This is a genomic window from Streptomyces sp. NBC_00557 (genome assembly GCF_036345995.1).
Lineage (GTDB): Bacteria > Actinomycetota > Actinomycetes > Streptomycetales > Streptomycetaceae > Streptomyces.
This window is the reverse complement of the sequence record NZ_CP107796.1, coordinates 2640055-2656269: the sequence shown is the minus strand read 5'-3', so window position 1 is coordinate 2656269 and position 16215 is coordinate 2640055. Positions and strand designations below refer to the sequence as shown.

At 70.9% G+C, this 16215-nt stretch carries 18 protein-coding genes; 13 read left to right on the top strand and 5 right to left on the bottom strand.

Translation table 11 applies throughout. The annotated features are described in order from the left end of the window. Nucleotides 1-125: 125 nt before the first annotated feature. The 3 genes from OG956_RS10950 (at nucleotide 126) to OG956_RS10940 (ending at nucleotide 3690) form a co-directional block, all read left to right on the top strand. Entirely contained in the window at nucleotides 126-1325 is a 1200-nt protein-coding gene (locus tag OG956_RS10950; protein ID WP_330337766.1) for an acetyl-CoA C-acetyltransferase, read from the top strand. A 51-nt stretch (nucleotides 1326-1376) separates the two neighbouring features. After that, nucleotides 1377-2333, top strand: a complete 957-nt coding sequence (gene meaB / locus OG956_RS10945; protein WP_330337765.1) for a methylmalonyl Co-A mutase-associated GTPase MeaB — start codon at nucleotides 1377-1379, stop codon at nucleotides 2331-2333. 151 nt (nucleotides 2334-2484) lie between these two features. Continuing rightward, nucleotides 2485-3690: an MFS transporter gene (locus OG956_RS10940; protein WP_330337764.1), complete on the top strand. Its 1206-nt coding sequence runs from the start codon at nucleotides 2485-2487 to the stop codon at nucleotides 3688-3690. Between the two features lie 108 nt (nucleotides 3691-3798). On the opposite strand, the gene OG956_RS10935 is transcribed toward OG956_RS10940, so the two are convergent. From OG956_RS10935 to OG956_RS10920, 4 genes are all read right to left on the bottom strand, one after another. Beyond that, nucleotides 3799-4275: a MarR family winged helix-turn-helix transcriptional regulator gene (locus tag OG956_RS10935; protein WP_330337763.1), complete on the bottom strand. Its 477-nt coding sequence runs from the start codon at nucleotides 4273-4275 to the stop codon at nucleotides 3799-3801. 92 nt (nucleotides 4276-4367) lie between these two features. Next, complete coding sequence (locus tag OG956_RS10930) at nucleotides 4368-5168, bottom strand: AIM24 family protein (protein ID WP_330342801.1); 801 nt, start codon at nucleotides 5166-5168, stop codon at nucleotides 4368-4370. A 14-nt stretch (nucleotides 5169-5182) separates the two neighbouring features. Beyond that, nucleotides 5183-5833: an AIM24 family protein gene (locus tag OG956_RS10925; RefSeq protein WP_330337762.1), complete on the bottom strand. Its 651-nt coding sequence runs from the start codon at nucleotides 5831-5833 to the stop codon at nucleotides 5183-5185. Between the two features lie 2 nt (nucleotides 5834-5835). Next, complete coding sequence (locus tag OG956_RS10920; protein ID WP_330337761.1) at nucleotides 5836-6468, bottom strand: AIM24 family protein; 633 nt, start codon at nucleotides 6466-6468, stop codon at nucleotides 5836-5838. 192 nt (nucleotides 6469-6660) lie between these two features. Between OG956_RS10920 and OG956_RS10915 the strand changes: the two genes are divergently transcribed. The 6 genes from OG956_RS10915 to OG956_RS10890 all read left to right on the top strand — a co-directional run bounded on the left by OG956_RS10915 (nucleotide 6661) and on the right by OG956_RS10890 (nucleotide 11048). Further along, nucleotides 6661-7005, top strand: coding sequence for a DUF3817 domain-containing protein (locus tag OG956_RS10915; RefSeq protein ID WP_330337760.1), 345 nt, complete (start codon nucleotides 6661-6663; stop codon nucleotides 7003-7005). Next, complete coding sequence (locus OG956_RS10910; protein WP_330337759.1) at nucleotides 7002-7295, top strand: MTH1187 family thiamine-binding protein; 294 nt, start codon at nucleotides 7002-7004, stop codon at nucleotides 7293-7295. Before OG956_RS10915 ends, OG956_RS10910 begins: the two co-directional genes overlap by 4 nt. A gap of 97 nt (nucleotides 7296-7392) precedes the next feature. Further along, nucleotides 7393-8145: a hypothetical protein gene (locus OG956_RS10905; protein ID WP_330342800.1), complete on the top strand. Its 753-nt coding sequence runs from the start codon at nucleotides 7393-7395 to the stop codon at nucleotides 8143-8145. A 181-nt stretch (nucleotides 8146-8326) separates the two neighbouring features. Further along, nucleotides 8327-8836 (top strand): MarR family winged helix-turn-helix transcriptional regulator, encoded by a 510-nt coding sequence (locus tag OG956_RS10900; RefSeq protein WP_330337758.1) that lies wholly within the window; start codon nucleotides 8327-8329, stop codon nucleotides 8834-8836. Nucleotides 8837-8891: 55 nt separating this feature from the next. Beyond that, nucleotides 8892-9230: a DUF3817 domain-containing protein gene (locus OG956_RS10895; protein WP_330337757.1), complete on the top strand. Its 339-nt coding sequence runs from the start codon at nucleotides 8892-8894 to the stop codon at nucleotides 9228-9230. Nucleotides 9231-9347: 117 nt separating this feature from the next. Continuing rightward, the gene (locus OG956_RS10890; RefSeq protein ID WP_330337756.1) at nucleotides 9348-11048 is read left to right on the top strand and encodes an acyl-CoA mutase large subunit family protein; all 1701 of its coding nucleotides are present in this window, start codon (nucleotides 9348-9350) and stop codon (nucleotides 11046-11048) included. A 17-nt stretch (nucleotides 11049-11065) separates the two neighbouring features. Here OG956_RS10890 and OG956_RS10885 read toward each other — a convergent pair whose 3' ends face one another. Beyond that, nucleotides 11066-11683, bottom strand: a complete 618-nt coding sequence (locus tag OG956_RS10885) for a TetR/AcrR family transcriptional regulator (RefSeq protein WP_330337755.1) — start codon at nucleotides 11681-11683, stop codon at nucleotides 11066-11068. A gap of 231 nt (nucleotides 11684-11914) precedes the next feature. Here OG956_RS10885 and OG956_RS10880 point away from each other — a divergent pair, with 231 nt between their 5' ends. The 4 genes from OG956_RS10880 (at nucleotide 11915) to OG956_RS10865 (ending at nucleotide 16202) form a co-directional block, all read left to right on the top strand. Then, nucleotides 11915-12883: a tetratricopeptide repeat protein gene (locus OG956_RS10880; RefSeq protein WP_330337754.1), complete on the top strand. Its 969-nt coding sequence runs from the start codon at nucleotides 11915-11917 to the stop codon at nucleotides 12881-12883. A 625-nt stretch (nucleotides 12884-13508) separates the two neighbouring features. Beyond that, the gene (locus tag OG956_RS10875; RefSeq protein ID WP_330337753.1) at nucleotides 13509-14147 is read left to right on the top strand and encodes a DUF6230 family protein; all 639 of its coding nucleotides are present in this window, start codon (nucleotides 13509-13511) and stop codon (nucleotides 14145-14147) included. A gap of 116 nt (nucleotides 14148-14263) precedes the next feature. Beyond that, on the top strand, nucleotides 14264-14818 hold the full coding sequence (locus OG956_RS10870) for a DUF6114 domain-containing protein (RefSeq protein WP_330337752.1): 555 nt from the start codon (nucleotides 14264-14266) through the stop codon (nucleotides 14816-14818). Continuing rightward, nucleotides 14808-16202 carry a hypothetical protein gene (locus OG956_RS10865; protein WP_330337751.1) on the top strand — a complete coding sequence of 465 codons (1395 nt, stop codon included), beginning with the start codon at nucleotides 14808-14810 and terminating at the stop codon, nucleotides 16200-16202. Before OG956_RS10870 ends, OG956_RS10865 begins: the two co-directional genes overlap by 11 nt. Nucleotides 16203-16215 lie beyond the last annotated feature (13 nt).

Genomic DNA, 16215 nt, shown 5'->3' with positions numbered 1-16215 from the left:
GTTACGCAACGTGCGAGCGATCACACTGACAGCCCGATGACGGCACGGAGTGCCACTCAGTACATTCGAAGTAAACCCTCGTTCACTCCTCGGCCTGGGCAAGGCCGGTAAGGGGATCGCAGCTCATGCCTTCTGGAACGAACAGCTCGGTGATCGTCGCGGGCGCGCGAACGCCCATGGGACGACTCCTCGGCTCCCTCAAGTCCTTCTCCGGAGCCGACCTCGGCGGTTTCGCGATCAAGGCCGCCCTCGACCGTGCGGGGATCGGCGGCGACCAGGTGCAGTACGTGATCATGGGCCAGGTGCTCCAGGCGGGTGCCGGGCAGATCCCGGCGCGTCAGGCCGCCGTGAAGGCCGGCATCCCCATGAACGTCCCGGCGCTCACCATCAACAAGGTGTGCCTCTCCGGGCTCGACGCCATCGCGCTGGCGGACCAGCTGATCCGCGCCGGCGAGTTCGACATCGTCGTGGCCGGCGGCCAGGAGTCCATGACCAACGCCCCGCACCTGCTGCCGAAGTCCCGCGAGGGCTTCAAGTACGGCGCGGTCGAGATGCTCGACGCGATGGCCTACGACGGCCTGACCGACCCGTGGGAGAACATCCCCATGGGCCAGTCCACGGAGAAGCACAACACCCGCCTCGGCATCGGCCGCGCCGAGCAGGACGAGATCGCCGCCCTGTCCCACCAGCGGGCCGCCGCCGCGCAGAAGAACGGCCTGTTCGAGGCGGAGATCACCCCCGTGGAGATCCCGCAGCGCAAGGGCGACCCGGTCCTGTTCAGCAAGGACGAGGGCATCCGCGGCGACACCACCGTCGAGTCCCTGGCCAAGCTGCGCCCGGCCTTCAGCAAGGACGGCACGATCACCGCCGGCTCGTCGTCCCAGATCTCCGACGGCGCGGCCGCCGTGGTGGTGATGAGCAAGGCCAAGGCCGAGGAGCTGGGCCTGACCTGGCTCGCCGAGATCGGCGCGCACGGCAATGTGGCGGGTCCGGACAACAGCCTGCAGTCCCAGCCGTCCAACGCCATCCGGCACGCCCTGAAGAAGGAGGGCCTGGAGGTCTCCGACCTCGACCTGATCGAGATCAACGAGGCCTTCGCCGCGGTCGCCGTGCAGTCCATGAAGGACCTCGGCGTGTCCACCGAAAAGGTGAACGTGAACGGCGGCGCGATCGCCCTCGGCCACCCGATCGGCATGTCCGGCGCGCGTCTGGTGCTGCACCTGGCGCTCGAGCTCAAGCGGCGCGGCGGCGGGGTCGGCGCGGCCGCGCTGTGCGGCGGCGGCGGCCAGGGTGACGCGCTGATCGTGCGGGTACCGAAGGCGTGAGCACGCTCGTCGTGCGCGTCTGTACGTCTGTGAACTGAACGGAGCTGTTTGATGCAGGACGTCTCCTCTCTGGTGGCCCAGGCCAGGGAAGGCCGGCCGCGGGCCGTGGCCCGGCTCATTTCCCTGGTGGAGGGGGCGTCCCCGCAGCTCAGGGAGGTCATGGCGGCGCTGGCCCCGCTGACCGGCAACGCCTACGTGGTGGGCCTGACCGGCTCCCCGGGAGTCGGCAAGTCGACCTCGACCTCCGCGCTCGTCACCGCGTACCGCAAGCAGGGCAAGCGGGTCGGCGTCCTGGCCGTCGACCCGTCCTCGCCCTTCTCCGGCGGCGCCCTGCTCGGCGACCGCGTCCGCATGTCGGAGCACGCCTCCGACCCCGGCGTCTACATCCGCTCGATGGCCACCAGGGGCCACCTGGGCGGCCTCGCCTGGGCGGCGCCCCAGGCGATCCGGGTCCTGGACGCGGCGGGCTGCGACGTGATCCTGGTCGAGACGGTGGGCGTGGGCCAGTCGGAGGTCGAGATCGCCTCCCAGGCCGACACCAGCGTGGTCCTGCTGGCCCCGGGCATGGGCGACGGCATCCAGGCGGCCAAGGCGGGCATCCTGGAGATCGGCGACGTGTACGTCGTCAACAAGGCGGACCGGGACGGCGCGGACGCCACCGCCCGCGAACTGAACCACATGCTGGGCCTCGGCGAGGCCCGCGGCCCCGGCGACTGGCGCCCGCCGATCGTGAAGACGGTCGCCGCCCGCGCCGAGGGCGTCGACGAGGTCGTCGAGGCCCTGGAGAAGCACCGCGCGTGGATGGAGGAGCGCGGGGTGCTGGCCGAACGCCGCAGGGCGCGCGCGGCCCGCGAGGTGGAGACCATCGCGGTGACGGCCCTGCGCGAACGCATCGGCGACCTGCACGGCGACCGCCGCCTCAGCGCGCTCGCGGAGCGCATCGTCGCCGGCGAACTGGACCCGTACCGCGCGGCCGACGAACTGGTGGCGGGCCTGACGCAGGGATAACCGATCGCCGGCCCGCCTGCCCTGCTGCTACCTTGACGGCCATGCTCCTCTCCTTGGCGTAGAGCGCACCCCGGACCGCGAGGCCGTGACGTACGACCGGCTCTCGCGTCCCTCGGTGCCCCTCTCCCGCCTCCCGCAGAGGAACATCCGCATGTCGACGCATGCCCCCGCGCGGCCCTCGTACGCCGCCGTACTGCGCCTGCCGCACGCCCGCCGCACCTTCGCCTCCGCCCTCACCGCCCGGCTGGCGTACGGCACGGTCTCCCTGGCGATGCTGCTGTCCGTCACCCGGTCCACCGGCTCCTACGCCGTCTCCGGCGCCGTGCTGTCCCTGTTCGGCGCCACGACGGTCTTCCTGATGCCGCTGCGCGCCCGGCTGACGGATCACTGGGGCCCCCGCCGCGCCCTGCCGCCCATGGCCGCGCTGTACGGCGCCCTGCTGGGCGTCCTGGCCGCGCTGACCTGGCGCCCCGGGGCGCCGCCGTGGGCCCTCGCCGTCACGGCGGCCCTCGCGGGCGGGTGCGCGCCGCCGCTGGGGCCGGCCATGCGTGCCGTCTGGGCCGGACTGGCCCCGGAACCGGCGATGCTGGCCCGCGCCTACGCCCTGGACGGCGTCGCCGAGGAACTGCTGTACGTCTCCGGCCCGGCCCTGGTCGGCGCCCTGACGGTTTTCGCCCCGCCCGCGTCCGGGATCCTGCTCAGCGCGGTCCTGATCGTGGGCGGCACCTGTGCCTTCGCCACCTGCCCGGCGGTCCCGGGCCCCTGCCGGAGAGCCCCGGGAAAGCGGCGCGGCACCTTGGCGGGGCTGCTGGCGCCGGTCGCCGTGGTGACCGGGGCGGGCCTCGCGCTGAGCGGGGTGGAACTGCTGGTGACGGCGTTCGTCACGGCGCGGTCGTACGACGCCGGGCTGGTGCCCTGGGTTCTGGGCGCGCTGTCCGCGGGGAGCGCGGTCGGCGGTCTGCTCAACGGGGCGGTGAGGTGGCGGGCGCCGGCCCGGGCGCGGCTGTGCGGGTTCGCCGCCGGGCTCGGCCTGGTGATCGCGGCGGCGGGCCTGGCGCCGGGTCTGTGGACCCTGGCCGGGGGCATGGCCCTCGCCGGGATGTTCGTCGCCCCCGTCCTCACGACGGCGTACCTCGTGGCCGAGGAGACCGCGCCCGAGGGAGCCCGGACGCGGGCCGGCGCCTGGGTCAACACGGGGGTGAACGCCGGGAGCTCGGCGGGTGCGATGGCGGCGGGACTGCTGATCGGCCGGATGCCCCTCGCGGTGTGCTTCCTGCTGGCGGGCGGGGCGGCCGTGCTGCCTGCCGCTGCGGGGTGTCGCCGTCGCAGGGAGCGGGCCGTGGTGGGCCGGGCCTGAAGCGCCCCGGGCGGCACGGGTGGGCACCGGGAGCACCCCCTGCGGCGAGGCTCCTCGCCGGAGCCGGTCGGCACCCGCCCCTCGCCCGGCCGCACCACCCCGCACGGCTCAGGGACGCCCGCGTTGCCCCCGCAGATGCTCCGCGATCGGCTTCAGCGCCTTGTCCAGTTCGTGCAGCGCCTCCGGTGACAGCAGATCGATGAAGTGCCGCCGTACGGAGGCGACGTGGTGGGGTGCCACCTTCTTCATCGTCTCCAGGCCGTGCTCGGTCAGCACGGCGTACAGCCCCCGCCGGTCCGACTCGCAGTTCTCGCGGCGTACCAGGTTCGCGTTCTCCATCCGCGTGATCTGGTGCGAGAGCCGGCTCTTGGACTGCAGCGTCGCCGAGGCGAGGTCGCTCATCCGCATGCGTACGTCGTCCGACTCGGACAGGTTCACGAGGATCTCGTAGTCGTTCATCGTCAGGCCGAACGGCTGCAGATCCTTCTCCAGCTGGTACATCAACAGCCTGTTGACCTCCAGGTGGGTGCGCCAGGCGCACTGCTCCGCATCGGTCAGCCAGCGCGTGGCCGTCTCGGTCTCCATGAATGAAGTCTACCTAAGAAGTTGAATGACGAACTACCTTGGACGGTGTGACTGTGCGCACGCGTTCGACGTCACACTCCGCAGACTACCGCTCACAGCCCGAAGCGACGCTGGAGGTCCCCCAGCTGTCCGGGAAGGCGCGGTGCGCCTGGCGGTTGCGGACCGTGTCCGCCCGGCCCCGCAGCGCCACCCCCCGGCACCCCCGGCTCGGACGGGACGACCCCCGTCGCCGTCTCCTCCATGAGGGTCTCCGAGGACTGCAGCAGGACCGTCCCGGCGCCCACGAACTCGAACTGGTGCTCCTCCCCGGATACCCCGCCCAGGCCCGTCATCGCACGTAGACCGCCCAGTACACCCGTCAGATACCCGTGGTCGTAGTGATGGCACGGTGACGGGCAGTCGGCCCACCCGACGAGCGCCTGAGGGTCGACCCGGATCGGAGGTTCCATGAACACCACCGGTCCGTTAGATGCCGCCACAAACTTTCCGGTTCCGATAAGGGTCAGAAAACCCGGCACGATCGACTGCTTCAGCGACAGACTTGGCTGAAAAGCGAGCAGGTTGCCCGCGCGAATGGTCAAGTTCCCGTCGTCGAGGTCGTACGAATTGACGTCGAAGGCCCGGTCGGCGAGCAGCATCCTGCCCGAGCCCGACGCCACGACCCAGTCGCTCGCGTGCAGTGGCGAATGGAACGACGTGCGGACAAGTCGGTCCAATCGGCCGTGTCCGATGCCGTTGAACTCGATCGCCCCGTAGTAGGCGATCATCTTCCCCTTCTGCAGGAACCACTCCGCACCCTTCAGCTCGACACAGAACGTGTACTTGTTCACGTTGTCGTCGGCGGGCAGGGTCATCGGGTCGTACACCACCGGGCCGCCCGGGGCGCCGTACATGCCTGCGTGCGCGCTCACAGCTTCTCCTCCGAGGCCTGGACGAACACCGTGCCGTTGCCGCTCAGCTCCAGCTGGAAGGCCTCGCCGGAGCCGCGCCCCACCATCTCGCGCCAGCCGAGCGCGGCGGACAGCCTGTTGCGCACGTCGCCGTGGTGGGCGACGTAGGCCTGGGGGTCGACGTGGACGGGGCGCTGGGGGGTGACCGGGATCTCGAAGACGCCGCCGTGCGCCATCACGGCCACCGAGCCCTGGCCCTGGAGGGTGGTCGTGAACAGGCCCTGCCCGGTGACCTGGCCCCGGACCAGACCCATCACCCCGCCCTGGGAGCCCATGAACATCGTGCCCTGCCGCAGTGTGCCCTCGAAGGCGAGCAGGCGGTCGGCCTCCACGTAGAGGGTGTCGCCGGTGAGGTGGATCACGTGGACGTGGTGGCCGCCGTGCCCGAAGAAGACCGTGCCGCTGCCCTCCACGGTCATCAGCGGGGTCGCCTCGCCCGCCACCCGGCGTCCGATCATGGACATCAGGCCGCCCTGGCCGCCCTGGACGTTCGGCGTGAAGGACACGTCCCCCTTGTAGGCGAGCATCGCCCCGCGCTGGCTGAACAGCCGCTGCCCGGGCAGCACGGTCGCCTCGACCATCTTGGAATTGATCTCGCGGAACGCCATGGCTACAGATCCCCCGCGATCGTGTTCCGCTCGCTCGGCTGCACGTACACCAGACCGTCCCCCTCGAAGCGGATCTGGAAGGCCTCGCCGCCGCCCTCCCCGAAGAACGTGCGGAACGTCACGCCTGACTGGAAGGACTGCCGGACGTCGCCCTGGTGCGCGACATAGGCGCCCGGGTCGACGATCAGCGGGTACTGCGGGCTGACCCGGAGCACCACCGCCGGCCCGTCGGACAGGATCGCCGCCTGCCCGTGCCCCTCGACGGTCGTCGTGAACAGGCCGTTGCCCTGCGAGGCGCCGCGCAGCCCCGTGAACGTCGTGCCCGTGCGCAGCCCCGCGTCCGTCACGAGCAGGTTGCTCGACTCCACGTACAGCTTGTCGCCCTGGAGACTCACGAGATTGATCTCGGTCGCCCGGTCCGCGAACCAGCAGGTGCCGTGCCCCTTCACCTCCATCACCGTCATCTGCTCGCCGGTGAGCCGGCGGGTCACCATCCCGCGCAGCCCCTCCCCGCCGCCGCTCAGCTTCTTGAAGCTCATCTGCCCGTCGTACGCGACCATCGAGCCGTTCTTCGCCTTCACGGCGTCCCCGGTCATGTCGACGGCGAGCACCTTGCTGCCCTGTAGTCGGAACATCGCCACGCAGTGAAAGTAGCGGCGCGACGGGTGGACGGAACAGGGCCTCCGGGTGGACACGGACCCTGAGCGGACCCCTAGGGCCGCCGTTTGCCACAATGGGGACGCTTGTGGGTGCGTTCACAAATTGCAGCCCGCCGCCGACGGACCGTAACCGCAGGCCGTCGCGAGAACTCCCACCGAAGGTGATCCGTGGACATCAAGACCGCCACCGCCCTCCGCCGCCTCCGCCTGGTCTCGGCCCCGGAGGCCGTGTCCTTCCTGATCCTCCTCGTCTGCTCGGTGCTCAAGCGGACCACCGACTTCAACGCGGTCCCCGTCATGGGCGCGGTCCACGGCGTCCTGTTCATCCTCTACGTGGTCTTCTGGATCGACGCCTGGAGCCGCACCAAGTGGCCCCTCGGGACCGCCGCCCTCTATTTCGTCCTCTCCGTGCTGCCCACCGGCGGCTTCTTCGCCGAGCGCAAGCTCAAGCGCGCCGCCGAGGACGAGGTCATCGCCGCCCGCGCCCGCAAGGAAGGGATCGTCAACGCATGATCGTCGCCTTCTCCGTGACACCCCTCGGCGTCGGCGAGGACGTGGGGGAGTACGTCGCCGACGCCGTCCGCGTGGTCCGCGAGTCCGGGCTGCCCAACCGCACCGACGCCATGTTCACCTCCCTCGAGGGCGAGTGGGACGAGGTCATGGACGTCGTCAAGCGAGCCGTCGCCGCCGTGGAGGCCCGCGCCCCGCGCGTCTCGCTCGTCCTCAAGGCCGACATCCGGCCCGGCGTGACCGACGGACTCACCTCCAAGGTCGAGACCGTCGAACGGCACCTGGCAGGGTGACGGGACCCCTTTTGAGCGGTCGCCGGGGCAGGTGTACCTTCCCCTCCTGATCATCCGGGCGATCGCCCGGCTTGACGTGCTGACCTGGGGGAACACCATGCGTCTCTACCGAGAGACACACATACGCGCCGGCCTCGACGAACTGTGGGCACACACCCAGGACCCCGTGACACGCCTGCGCTGGGACCTCCGCTTCCGGTCGATCGAGCCCCTTCCCGGCACTTCGGGCGGGCCGCGCCGCTTCACGTGCGCCTGGCGCGTGCTGCCGCTGCTCACCGTGCCCGCCACCGGCGTCGCGGCCGGCGAGCGCGACCGGCCGGACGGCACGCGCGTGTGCGCCCTGCGCTTCTCCTCCCGCCACCCGCTCTCCCCGGTCGCCGAGGCGAGCGCCTACTGGCGCTACGTGCCCGAGGCGCAGGGCGTGCGGCTGCTCACCGGGTACGAGTACCGCCCCCGCGGGGGCGCCTTCGGCGCGGTCGCCGACCGGGTGCTGCTGCGGCCGCTGACGGGCTGGGCCACGGCGTGGTCCTTCGACCGGCTCCGGCTGTGGCTGGAGCGCGGCATCACGCCCGAGCGCTCCCTGCTCAACTGGATCCTCGAACTGACTGTCCGCGCGCTCGTCCTCACCGCCTGCCTGACCGGCCTGGCCCTGCGCCCCCTGCTCAGCCTCTCCGGCCCCTTCGCGGACACCCTGGCCTTCCTGTGCCCCCTGGCGCTGGTGACCGCCGGCTCGCTCGCCCTCTTCACCACCCCCCTGCCCGCGACCCCCGCCGCCCGCCGCTGCCTGCGCTCACCGGCCACCCGGACCCGGACCCCGCGCGTGCTGCGCCGCCTGGAGGCGTACGGATGAGAGGAGCGGCGGTCCGGCGCGCTTCCGCGCACGGGCCGCCGTACGGCTTCGGGCCCGAGCCGCCCAGGCGATCCGAGCGGCCCGGGCCATCCGGGCGGCTCGGGCCGCCCGGCGGCTTCTGGGCGACCGACAGACGAGACAGGGCTGACCGGCATATGACCGGCCGGTAGGGTCTGATGACGTGCCGAAGCCACTCAGCCTTCCCTTCGACCCCATCGCCCGCGCCGACGAGCTCTGGAAGCAGCGCTGGGGAAACGTGCCGTCCATGGCCGCGATCACCTCGATCATGCGGGCCCAGCAGATCCTGCTCGCCGAGGTGGACGCGGTGGTCAAGCCGTACGGACTGACGTTCGCGCGGTACGAGGCGCTGGTGCTGCTGACCTTCTCCAAGGCCGGCGAGCTGCCCATGTCCAAGATCGGGGAGCGGCTGATGGTGCATCCCACGTCCGTGACGAACACCGTGGACCGGCTGGTCAGGTCCGGGCTGGTCGCCAAGCGGCCCAACCCCAACGACGGCCGCGGCACCCTCGCCGTCATCACCGACAAGGGCCGCGAGGTGGTCGACGCGGCCACCCGGGACCTGATGGCGATGGACTTCGGGCTCGGGGTGTACGACGCCGAGGAGTGCGCGGAGATCTTCGCGATGCTCCGCCCGCTGCGGGTCGCGGCGGGCGACTTCGAGGAGGACTGAGCCCAGCGGCCACCCCGGGCAAGATCTCCCGGAACGGGTGGTTACGCTCGACTGCATGAAGAAGAGCGTGCTGACCCGCTACCGCGTCATGGCCTACACCACGGGTGTCCTGCTGGTGCTGCTGTGCCTGAGCATGATCGCGAAGTACGGGCTGGACATCAGCGGCGCGGCCGACGTGACCCGGGTCGTCGCCATCGCCCACGGCTGGCTGTACGTCGTCTACCTCGTCGTCGCCTTCGACCTGGGCTCGAAGACGAAGATGCCGATCGGCAAGCAGCTGTGGGTGCTGCTGGCGGGGACGATTCCCACCGCCGCCTTCTTCGTGGAGCGCAGGATCAGCCGCGAGCTGGAGGCCAGGGTCGCCGACCAGGCCCCGGCCGTCGCGAAGGCATAGCCCCCGCCGTACGGACGCCGTGCGGCGGGCTCCGTGCCCGCCGTGTGGCCCGGCCCACCCCACCGGACGGCGGTCTGCCATCGACATTTACTAGGACGTCCAAGTAAATTCGATGGTATGGACGCTCACGCCATCGAGGAGGGCCGCCGCCGCTGGCAGGCCCGCTACGACGCCGCACGCAAGCGCGACGCAGACTTCACCACGCTCTCCGGTGATCCCGTGGAGCCGGTGTACGGGCCCCGACCGGGCGACACGTACCAGGGATTCGAGCGGATCGGCTGGCCGGGGGAGTACCCCTTCACGCGCGGGCTCCATCCGACCGGCTACCGCGGGCGCACGTGGACGATCCGGCAGTTCGCCGGGTTCGGCAACGCCGAGCAGACCAACGAGCGGTACAAGATGATCCTCGCCGCCGGCGGCGGGGGCCTGTCCGTCGCCTTCGACATGCCGACGCTCATGGGGCGCGACTCCGACGACCCGCGCTCGCTCGGCGAGGTCGGCCACTGCGGCGTCGCCATCGACTCCGCCGCCGACATGGAGGTCCTGTTCAAGGACATCCCGCTGGGCGACGTGACGACGTCCATGACCATCAGCGGTCCGGCCGTCCCCGTCTTCTGCATGTACCTGGTCGCCGCCGAGCGGCAGGGCGTGGACCCGTCGGTGCTCAACGGCACGCTCCAGACCGACATCTTCAAGGAGTACATCGCGCAGAAGGAGTGGCTGTTCCAGCCCGAGCCCCATCTGCGCCTGATCGGCGACCTCATGGAGTACTGCGCCGCCGGCATCCCCGCCTACAAGCCGCTGTCCGTGTCCGGCTACCATATCCGCGAGGCGGGTGCGACGGCCGCGCAGGAGCTGGCGTACACGCTGGCGGACGGTTTCGGGTACGTCGAACTGGGGCTCAGCCGCGGCCTGGACGTGGACGTCTTCGCTCCGGGCCTGTCCTTCTTCTTCGACGCGCACGTCGACTTCTTCGAGGAGATCGCCAAGTTCCGTGCCGCGCGCCGCATCTGGGCGCGCTGGATGCGCGACGTGTACGGCGCGAAGAGCGACAAGGCGCAGTGGCTGCGGTTCCACACGCAGACGGCCGGTGTGTCGCTGACGGCCCAGCAGCCGTACAACAACGTCGTCCGTACGGCGGTGGAGGCGCTGGCGGCCGTGCTCGGCGGGACCAACTCGCTGCACACCAACGCCCTCGACGAGACGCTCGCGCTGCCCAGCGAGCAGGCCGCGGAGATCGCGCTGCGCACCCAGCAGGTGCTGATGGAGGAGACCGGCGTCGCCAACGTGGCGGACCCGCTGGGCGGTTCGTGGTACGTCGAGCAGCTGACGGACCGGATCGAGGCCGACGCGGAGAAGATCTTCGACCAGATCAAGGAGCGGGGTCTGCGGGCCCACCCGGACGGGCAGCACCCCATCGGGCCGATGACCTCCGGGATCCTGCGCGGGATCGAGGACGGCTGGTTCACCGGCGAGATCGCCGAGTCCGCCTTCCGCTACCAGCAGGCGCTGGAGAAGGGCGACAAGAAGGTCGTCGGCGTCAACGTCCACACCGGTTCGGTCACCGGGGACCTGGAGATCCTTCGGGTCAGCCACGAGGTGGAGCGCGAGCAGGTGCGGGTGCTGGCCGAGCGGAAGGCCGCCCGGGACGACGCGGCCGTGCGCGCCGCCCTCGACGGCATGCTGGCCGCCGCCCGCGACGGCTCCAACATGATCGAGCCGATGCTCCAGGCCGTACGGGCCGAGGCGACGCTGGGCGAGATCTGCGGGGCGCTGCGCGACGAGTGGGGCGTCTACACGGAGCCCGCGGGCTTCTAGCGCCCGCCCCAGCCGGCTCAGGCGGACGAGGTCAGTCCCTGCAGCAGGACCCGGGTGAAGTCGCGTACCCACTCCTCGTCCGCCGGTTTGCCGCTCACCAGGGTGCGGTGCACCACCGCGCCCGCCACCACGTCGAAGATCAGCTCCACCGTGCGGGCGGCCTCCTCCGGCTCGGGCACCGGGGGGAGTTCGCCGCGGCTCTCGGCGCGGGCGCGGCCCTGCAGGACCAGGCGCATCTGGCGTTCCACGATGGAGGAGCGGATGCGCTCGCGCAGCGCGTCGTCGCGGGTGGACTCGGCGACCACCGCCATCAGGCCACTCTTCGCCTCAGGGCGCGCCAGGATCGCCGCGAACTGCAGCACCACGCCCTCGATGTCCGCGGCCAGGCTGCCCCGGTCCGGAAGCTCCAGCTCGTCGAAGAGCTCCGCCACCGCGTCGCACACCAGCTCGTGCTTGCCGGCCCAGCGGCGGTACAGCGTCGTCTTCGCGACCCCGGCGCGGGTCGCCACGTCTCCCAGGGTGAGCTTGGACCAGCCGAGTTCCACCAGAGCCTGCCTGGTCGCGGCCAGGATCGCGGCGTCCGCGGCGGCGCTGCGCGGGCGCCCGGTACGGCTGGCGGGAGTGCGGCTCTGCATCCCTCGACCATAACCGGCGGGATCTGTGCGGTCGTGAGGGAGATCACCGGGTACTGGTGTCGTGCGGGACCCCGATGGCATTACGCTACGACTCGTAGCGAAAGCGTGGGGCGGCTCGTGACGGACGTACACGAGGTGTGCGCACGCGATGACATGGGGGCGCGGGTGGGGACCCGGGCGCCCGTGCACGGTGTTTTTCATTTCGACGCGGTAACGGGGGAGGATAGACGCATGCAGCCACGGAACATGTCCATGAGCGGCGTCGTCGACCTCGCCGCGGTGAAGGCGGCCCAGGAGGCCAAGGCCAAGGCCGAGCAGGCGCGCGCGGAGGCCGCCCGGCAGGGCGGCACGGGTGCCGTCGCCCCGGCCGATCTCGTCATCGACGTCGATGAGGCGGGCTTCGAGCGCGACGTCCTCCAGCGGTCCGCCGAAGTCCCGGTCGTCATCGACTTCTGGGCCGAGTGGTGTCAGCCCTGCAAGCAGCTGAGCCCGGTTCTGGAGCGGCTGGCCGTCGAGTACGCCGGACGCTTCCTCCTCGCCAAGATCGACGTCGACGCCAACCAGATGCTGATGCAGCAGTTCGGGATCCAGGGCATCCCGGCCGTGTTCGCCGTCGTGGCCGGACAGGCGCTGCCGCTGTTCCAGGGCGCGGCCGCCGAGCCGCAGATCCGGCAGACCCTGGACCAGCTGGTGCAGGTGGCCGAGCAGCGGTTCGGCATCACGGGCCTGACCGTCGACCCGGACGCGCAGCCGGGCGGCGGCGCGGCGGTCGATCAGGCGGGGCCGTACGACGCGGCGCTGAACGCCGCCGCCCAGGCCCTGGACGCCGGCGACCTGGGCGGCGCCATCCAGGCGTACAAGAACGTGCTGGCCGACGACCCGGGCCACCCCGAGGCGAAACTCGGCCTCGCGCAGGCGGAGTTGCTCCAGCGGGTACAGGGCTTCGACCCCCAGAGGGTCCGTCAGGAGGCGGCCGAGAAGCCCAGGGACGTCGACGCGCAGATCGCCGCCGCCGACCTGGACCTGGTGGGTGGTCATGTCGAGGACGCCTTCGGCCGGCTGATCGAGACCGTGCAGCGTACGGCGGGTGACGACCGGGACGCCGTGCGGCGCCGGCTGCTGGAGCTGTTCGAGGTCGTGGGGCCCGAGGACCCGCGTGTGGTGGGCGCGCGAAGGGCGCTCGCGCGCGCCCTGTTCTGACCAGTCGCTAAACGCCACGGCTTGTGATGCCGAGGTGAAAGGTTTGCCGACGAGTCGTCACGGGGACGGCTCTTTGCCAAATCTTGGTAATCGGGCAAACTGTTACTGCGAGTAAGTCGAGGCCGTTGGTCTGTCTGGATTCGTCCAGGGATCAACGGCTTTGCTCTGCCCCTGATTGCCACCGAGCGTGGCGCTCCGAGACCGCTCGGTCGTCCTGCGGTTATCCGGCCGTTACTAGCCAGTAACGAACCCCCTTGTGCCTGGCGCGAGAATGCACCACGATCGGCGACGCTCGGTCCATTCCCGCACCCCGGCAGCCGGTCGGGTCACGGGAGACTCTGGGTCCCCACCGAGCAGAGCCGGCGGCAGTGGCGCCGGGTCTAGGGCAGGGGGGTCTTCGCCCGTCCGGCGAAGCCTGTCCAAGCAAGGTTGTGCGTGATGCGTGTCAGGCGCGACCAGTGGTTGTCGCTCGGGGGTGATCGCCGGTGATTCGGGCGCGGTTCGCGCCACCGAGCGCGGGCGCTCTCCTTCCCGAGGACGTAGCACTTCTCCCATCCCTGCCTGGTTGAGCCGCCGGCCGGCGGCCGGCCCGGGCCAGGAGATGTACGTCCGAGAAGGAGGAAATATGGAGTCCCAGGTGCGTGGCGGGACCAGATGGAAGCGGTTCGCTGTGGTCATGGTGCCCAGCGTCGCCGCGACGGCCGCGATAGGTGTCGCCCTCGCGCAGGGCGCTCTGGCCGCTTCGTTCAGCGTCTCCGGTCAGTCGTTCAAGGTGTCCGCCGACCAGCTCGTGGGCACCGGCTTCGAGCAGTACGGCGCCATCGACAGCGGCTACACGCTGGACGGTCACAAGACGGCTCACCCGGTGGCCGTCTCGGCGTTCAAGCACGCCGAGATCACCAACCTGTGCCAGTCCGTGGTCACCCCTGACGTGCCGATCTTCGGCAGCGTCAGCCTGATCCTGCGGGCCGGCGGTGCGGGTCACGACAAGGTCCAGGCCGACAACATCTACATCGATGTCGCCGACCTGAACGCCGACGCGACCTTCAACAACATCGACATCGGTGTTGCCGCCAAGGACGCCGGCAAGGGTCCGGGCATGAAGGGCGGCGGCGAGCAGGCCAACCCGTACGGCTTCGCCCAGCAGGCCGATTCGGCCACGCTGAGCGACGTCAAGCAGACGGCCTGGGCGACCACTGCGGGTACCTTCAAGCTCAGCGGTCTGCACATGTCGCTGGCGACGGGCACCCACGAGTGCTACTGAGCACCAGGTGATGGGCGGGGGAGCCGGTGGCGCCCCCGCCCGTCCACTCTCCGGCCGTGTTTCACACGCGCCACACATCACCACCACAGCAACGCCGCACCAGGGAGCTGTTTTCCATGAGCGCCGAGACCTCTGCCGCCGCACCCGGCCAGTTCACCCGCCGGAGGCTGCAGTTCCGCGCCTGGCGGGGCACGCGTCCGTTCTGGGCCGGACTGTTCGTCATCCTCGGCGGCTTTCCGATCATGTACTTCCCGTACGCCCATCTCCAGCTCGGCCATCTCACGCTGGCGATGGCGACCACCGCGGGAGCCGGGTCCCTGATCATCGGCGTGCTGCTGATCGTCCTGGGCATCAGCCTCTGGTTCCAGAAGCACGTACGGGTCTTCGCCGGAGTGGCCGCGATCCTGCTCGCGCTGGTGTCCATCCCCGTGTCCAACTTCGGTGGCTTCGTCCTGGGCTTCCTCTTCGCCCTCATCGGTGGGGCGATGGCCGTGGCGTGGGCCCCCGGCGCACCGGCGGAGCAGCCGCCGGCCGAGGCGGCGCCGGGCGAGGCCGGTGCCCCGCAGACCGCTCCGCTGCTCGACAAGCGCGCGGACGGCGGGCACGAGGCGAACGACCTGTCAGGAACGAGCCCGGCCAACGGGGCGAACGGGAGGCACAGTGCCGGCTGACGAGGTGACCCGCGGGACCGATGTGGACGGGTCCCGTGCGAGATCCGGTCCCCGCCACGCGGCGCCCAGAAAGCCGCTGTTCACCAGGTTCCACATGCCGGCCGGCAAGGCGATCGCCTCCGTGGCGATGCCGACGGCGGTGCTCATGGGCATGGGCTTCACGTCCTCCCTGGCCCTCGCGGCCGGCGGCGGCAGCAGCCCGTCCCCGTCGACCACGGCCAAGAGCCTGACGGCGGACGAGTACAAGGACTGCGTCAAGGCGCTGGACGGCTCCAAGGACGCCAAGGACGCCTCCGCCTCGCCCTCGCCGTCCGCCTCGAAGAGCAGTGACACGGCCACGCCGTCGCCCTCGGCGAGCGCCGACGCCAAGGACTCCACGGACTCCAAGGACGCCAAGGACACGAAGTCCGGTGGCACGGGCACGGCCTCTTCGCCGGATTCAGGTTCCGGCGGCAAGGCCACGCCCACGCCGACCGCGACCTCCGGCTCCTCCGGCACGGGCTCGTCGTCGGGTTCCGGCGACGGCTCGGCCACGCCCACGCCGTCCGCGTCCAAGAGCAGCGGCGGTCTGCTGGGCACCCTCGGCGACACGCTCGGCGGCATCCTGGACGGCGGCAAGGACTCCGGCGGCTCCTCCACGAGCCCGTCGCCGTCCGCCACCCCCTCGGCGACCGCGTCGTCGGACTCCTCGTCCGGCTCCTCGTCCGCGTCGGACTCGTCGTCCTCCGGCTCCAGGCTCACCGACACGGTGAACGACACCGTCTCCAAGACCACCAAGACGGTCGGCGACACGGTGAAGAAGACCACCGACACGGTCTCCAAGACGGCCTCGGACGCCACCAAGGCCGTCAAGGACACCGCCGCGTCGGCCACGCCGAGCCCGTCGGCGAGCTCCAGCGCCTCGGCGGACGACTGCCCGGCGGCCACCACCGACGAGGGCGGCGTCGACAACAAGGTGCCGGTGGCGGACGACCCGTGGTACCTGAGCGCCAGCTCGCTGCTGCTCAAGGGCGCCGACTACCAGGGCATCGTGGAGGTGAAGACGGCCTCCGGCACCACCAAGAAGGTGCTGAAGTACGTCATCTCCGACGGCACGGACATCGGCGACCTGCACCAGACGGTGAACGACAAGCTCTCCGGCAAGACCTACCACGTGCAGGCGGCCAAGGGCTCGACGTCCACCATCCGGGGCGGCTCCACGGTGATGTACACCGAGAAGATCTCGGGCAACCTGTTCGGTCTGATCCCGATGACCTTCAGCCCCGACAGCCCGCCCCCGCTGAACCTCCCGCTGATCTACTTCACCAACGTCCACGTGGTGCAGGCGGCACAGTTCGGCGGCAACCTGCACGTGCCCGGCATGCATGTGTACACGACCGACTGACCGGTCCCGCAAA

Excerpts from the sequence above, each read along its gene's own strand:
- OG956_RS10950 (WP_330337766.1), top strand. The coding sequence starts at position 126 with ATGCCTTCTGGAACGAACAGCTCGGTGATCGTCGCGGGCGCGCGAACG.
- meaB (WP_330337765.1), top strand. The coding sequence starts at position 1,377 with ATGCAGGACGTCTCCTCTCTGGTGGCCCAGGCCAGGGAAGGCCGGCCG.
- OG956_RS10940 (WP_330337764.1), top strand. The coding sequence starts at position 2,485 with ATGTCGACGCATGCCCCCGCGCGGCCCTCGTACGCCGCCGTACTGCGC.
- OG956_RS10935 (WP_330337763.1), bottom strand. The coding sequence starts at position 4,275 with ATGGAGACCGAGACGGCCACGCGCTGGCTGACCGATGCGGAGCAGTGC.
- OG956_RS10930 (WP_330342801.1), bottom strand. The coding sequence starts at position 5,168 with ATGTACGGCGCCCCGGGCGGCCCGGTGGTGTACGACCCGATGACCCTG.
- OG956_RS10925 (WP_330337762.1), bottom strand. The coding sequence starts at position 5,833 with ATGGCGTTCCGCGAGATCAATTCCAAGATGGTCGAGGCGACCGTGCTG.
- OG956_RS10920 (WP_330337761.1), bottom strand. The coding sequence starts at position 6,468 with ATGTTCCGACTACAGGGCAGCAAGGTGCTCGCCGTCGACATGACCGGG.
- OG956_RS10910 (WP_330337759.1), top strand. The coding sequence starts at position 7,002 with ATGATCGTCGCCTTCTCCGTGACACCCCTCGGCGTCGGCGAGGACGTG.
- OG956_RS10905 (WP_330342800.1), top strand. The coding sequence starts at position 7,393 with ATGCGTCTCTACCGAGAGACACACATACGCGCCGGCCTCGACGAACTG.
- OG956_RS10895 (WP_330337757.1), top strand. The coding sequence starts at position 8,892 with ATGAAGAAGAGCGTGCTGACCCGCTACCGCGTCATGGCCTACACCACG.
- OG956_RS10890 (WP_330337756.1), top strand. The coding sequence starts at position 9,348 with ATGGACGCTCACGCCATCGAGGAGGGCCGCCGCCGCTGGCAGGCCCGC.
- OG956_RS10885 (WP_330337755.1), bottom strand. The coding sequence starts at position 11,683 with ATGCAGAGCCGCACTCCCGCCAGCCGTACCGGGCGCCCGCGCAGCGCC.
- OG956_RS10880 (WP_330337754.1), top strand. The coding sequence starts at position 11,915 with ATGCAGCCACGGAACATGTCCATGAGCGGCGTCGTCGACCTCGCCGCG.
- OG956_RS10875 (WP_330337753.1), top strand. The coding sequence starts at position 13,509 with ATGGAGTCCCAGGTGCGTGGCGGGACCAGATGGAAGCGGTTCGCTGTG.
- OG956_RS10870 (WP_330337752.1), top strand. The coding sequence starts at position 14,264 with ATGAGCGCCGAGACCTCTGCCGCCGCACCCGGCCAGTTCACCCGCCGG.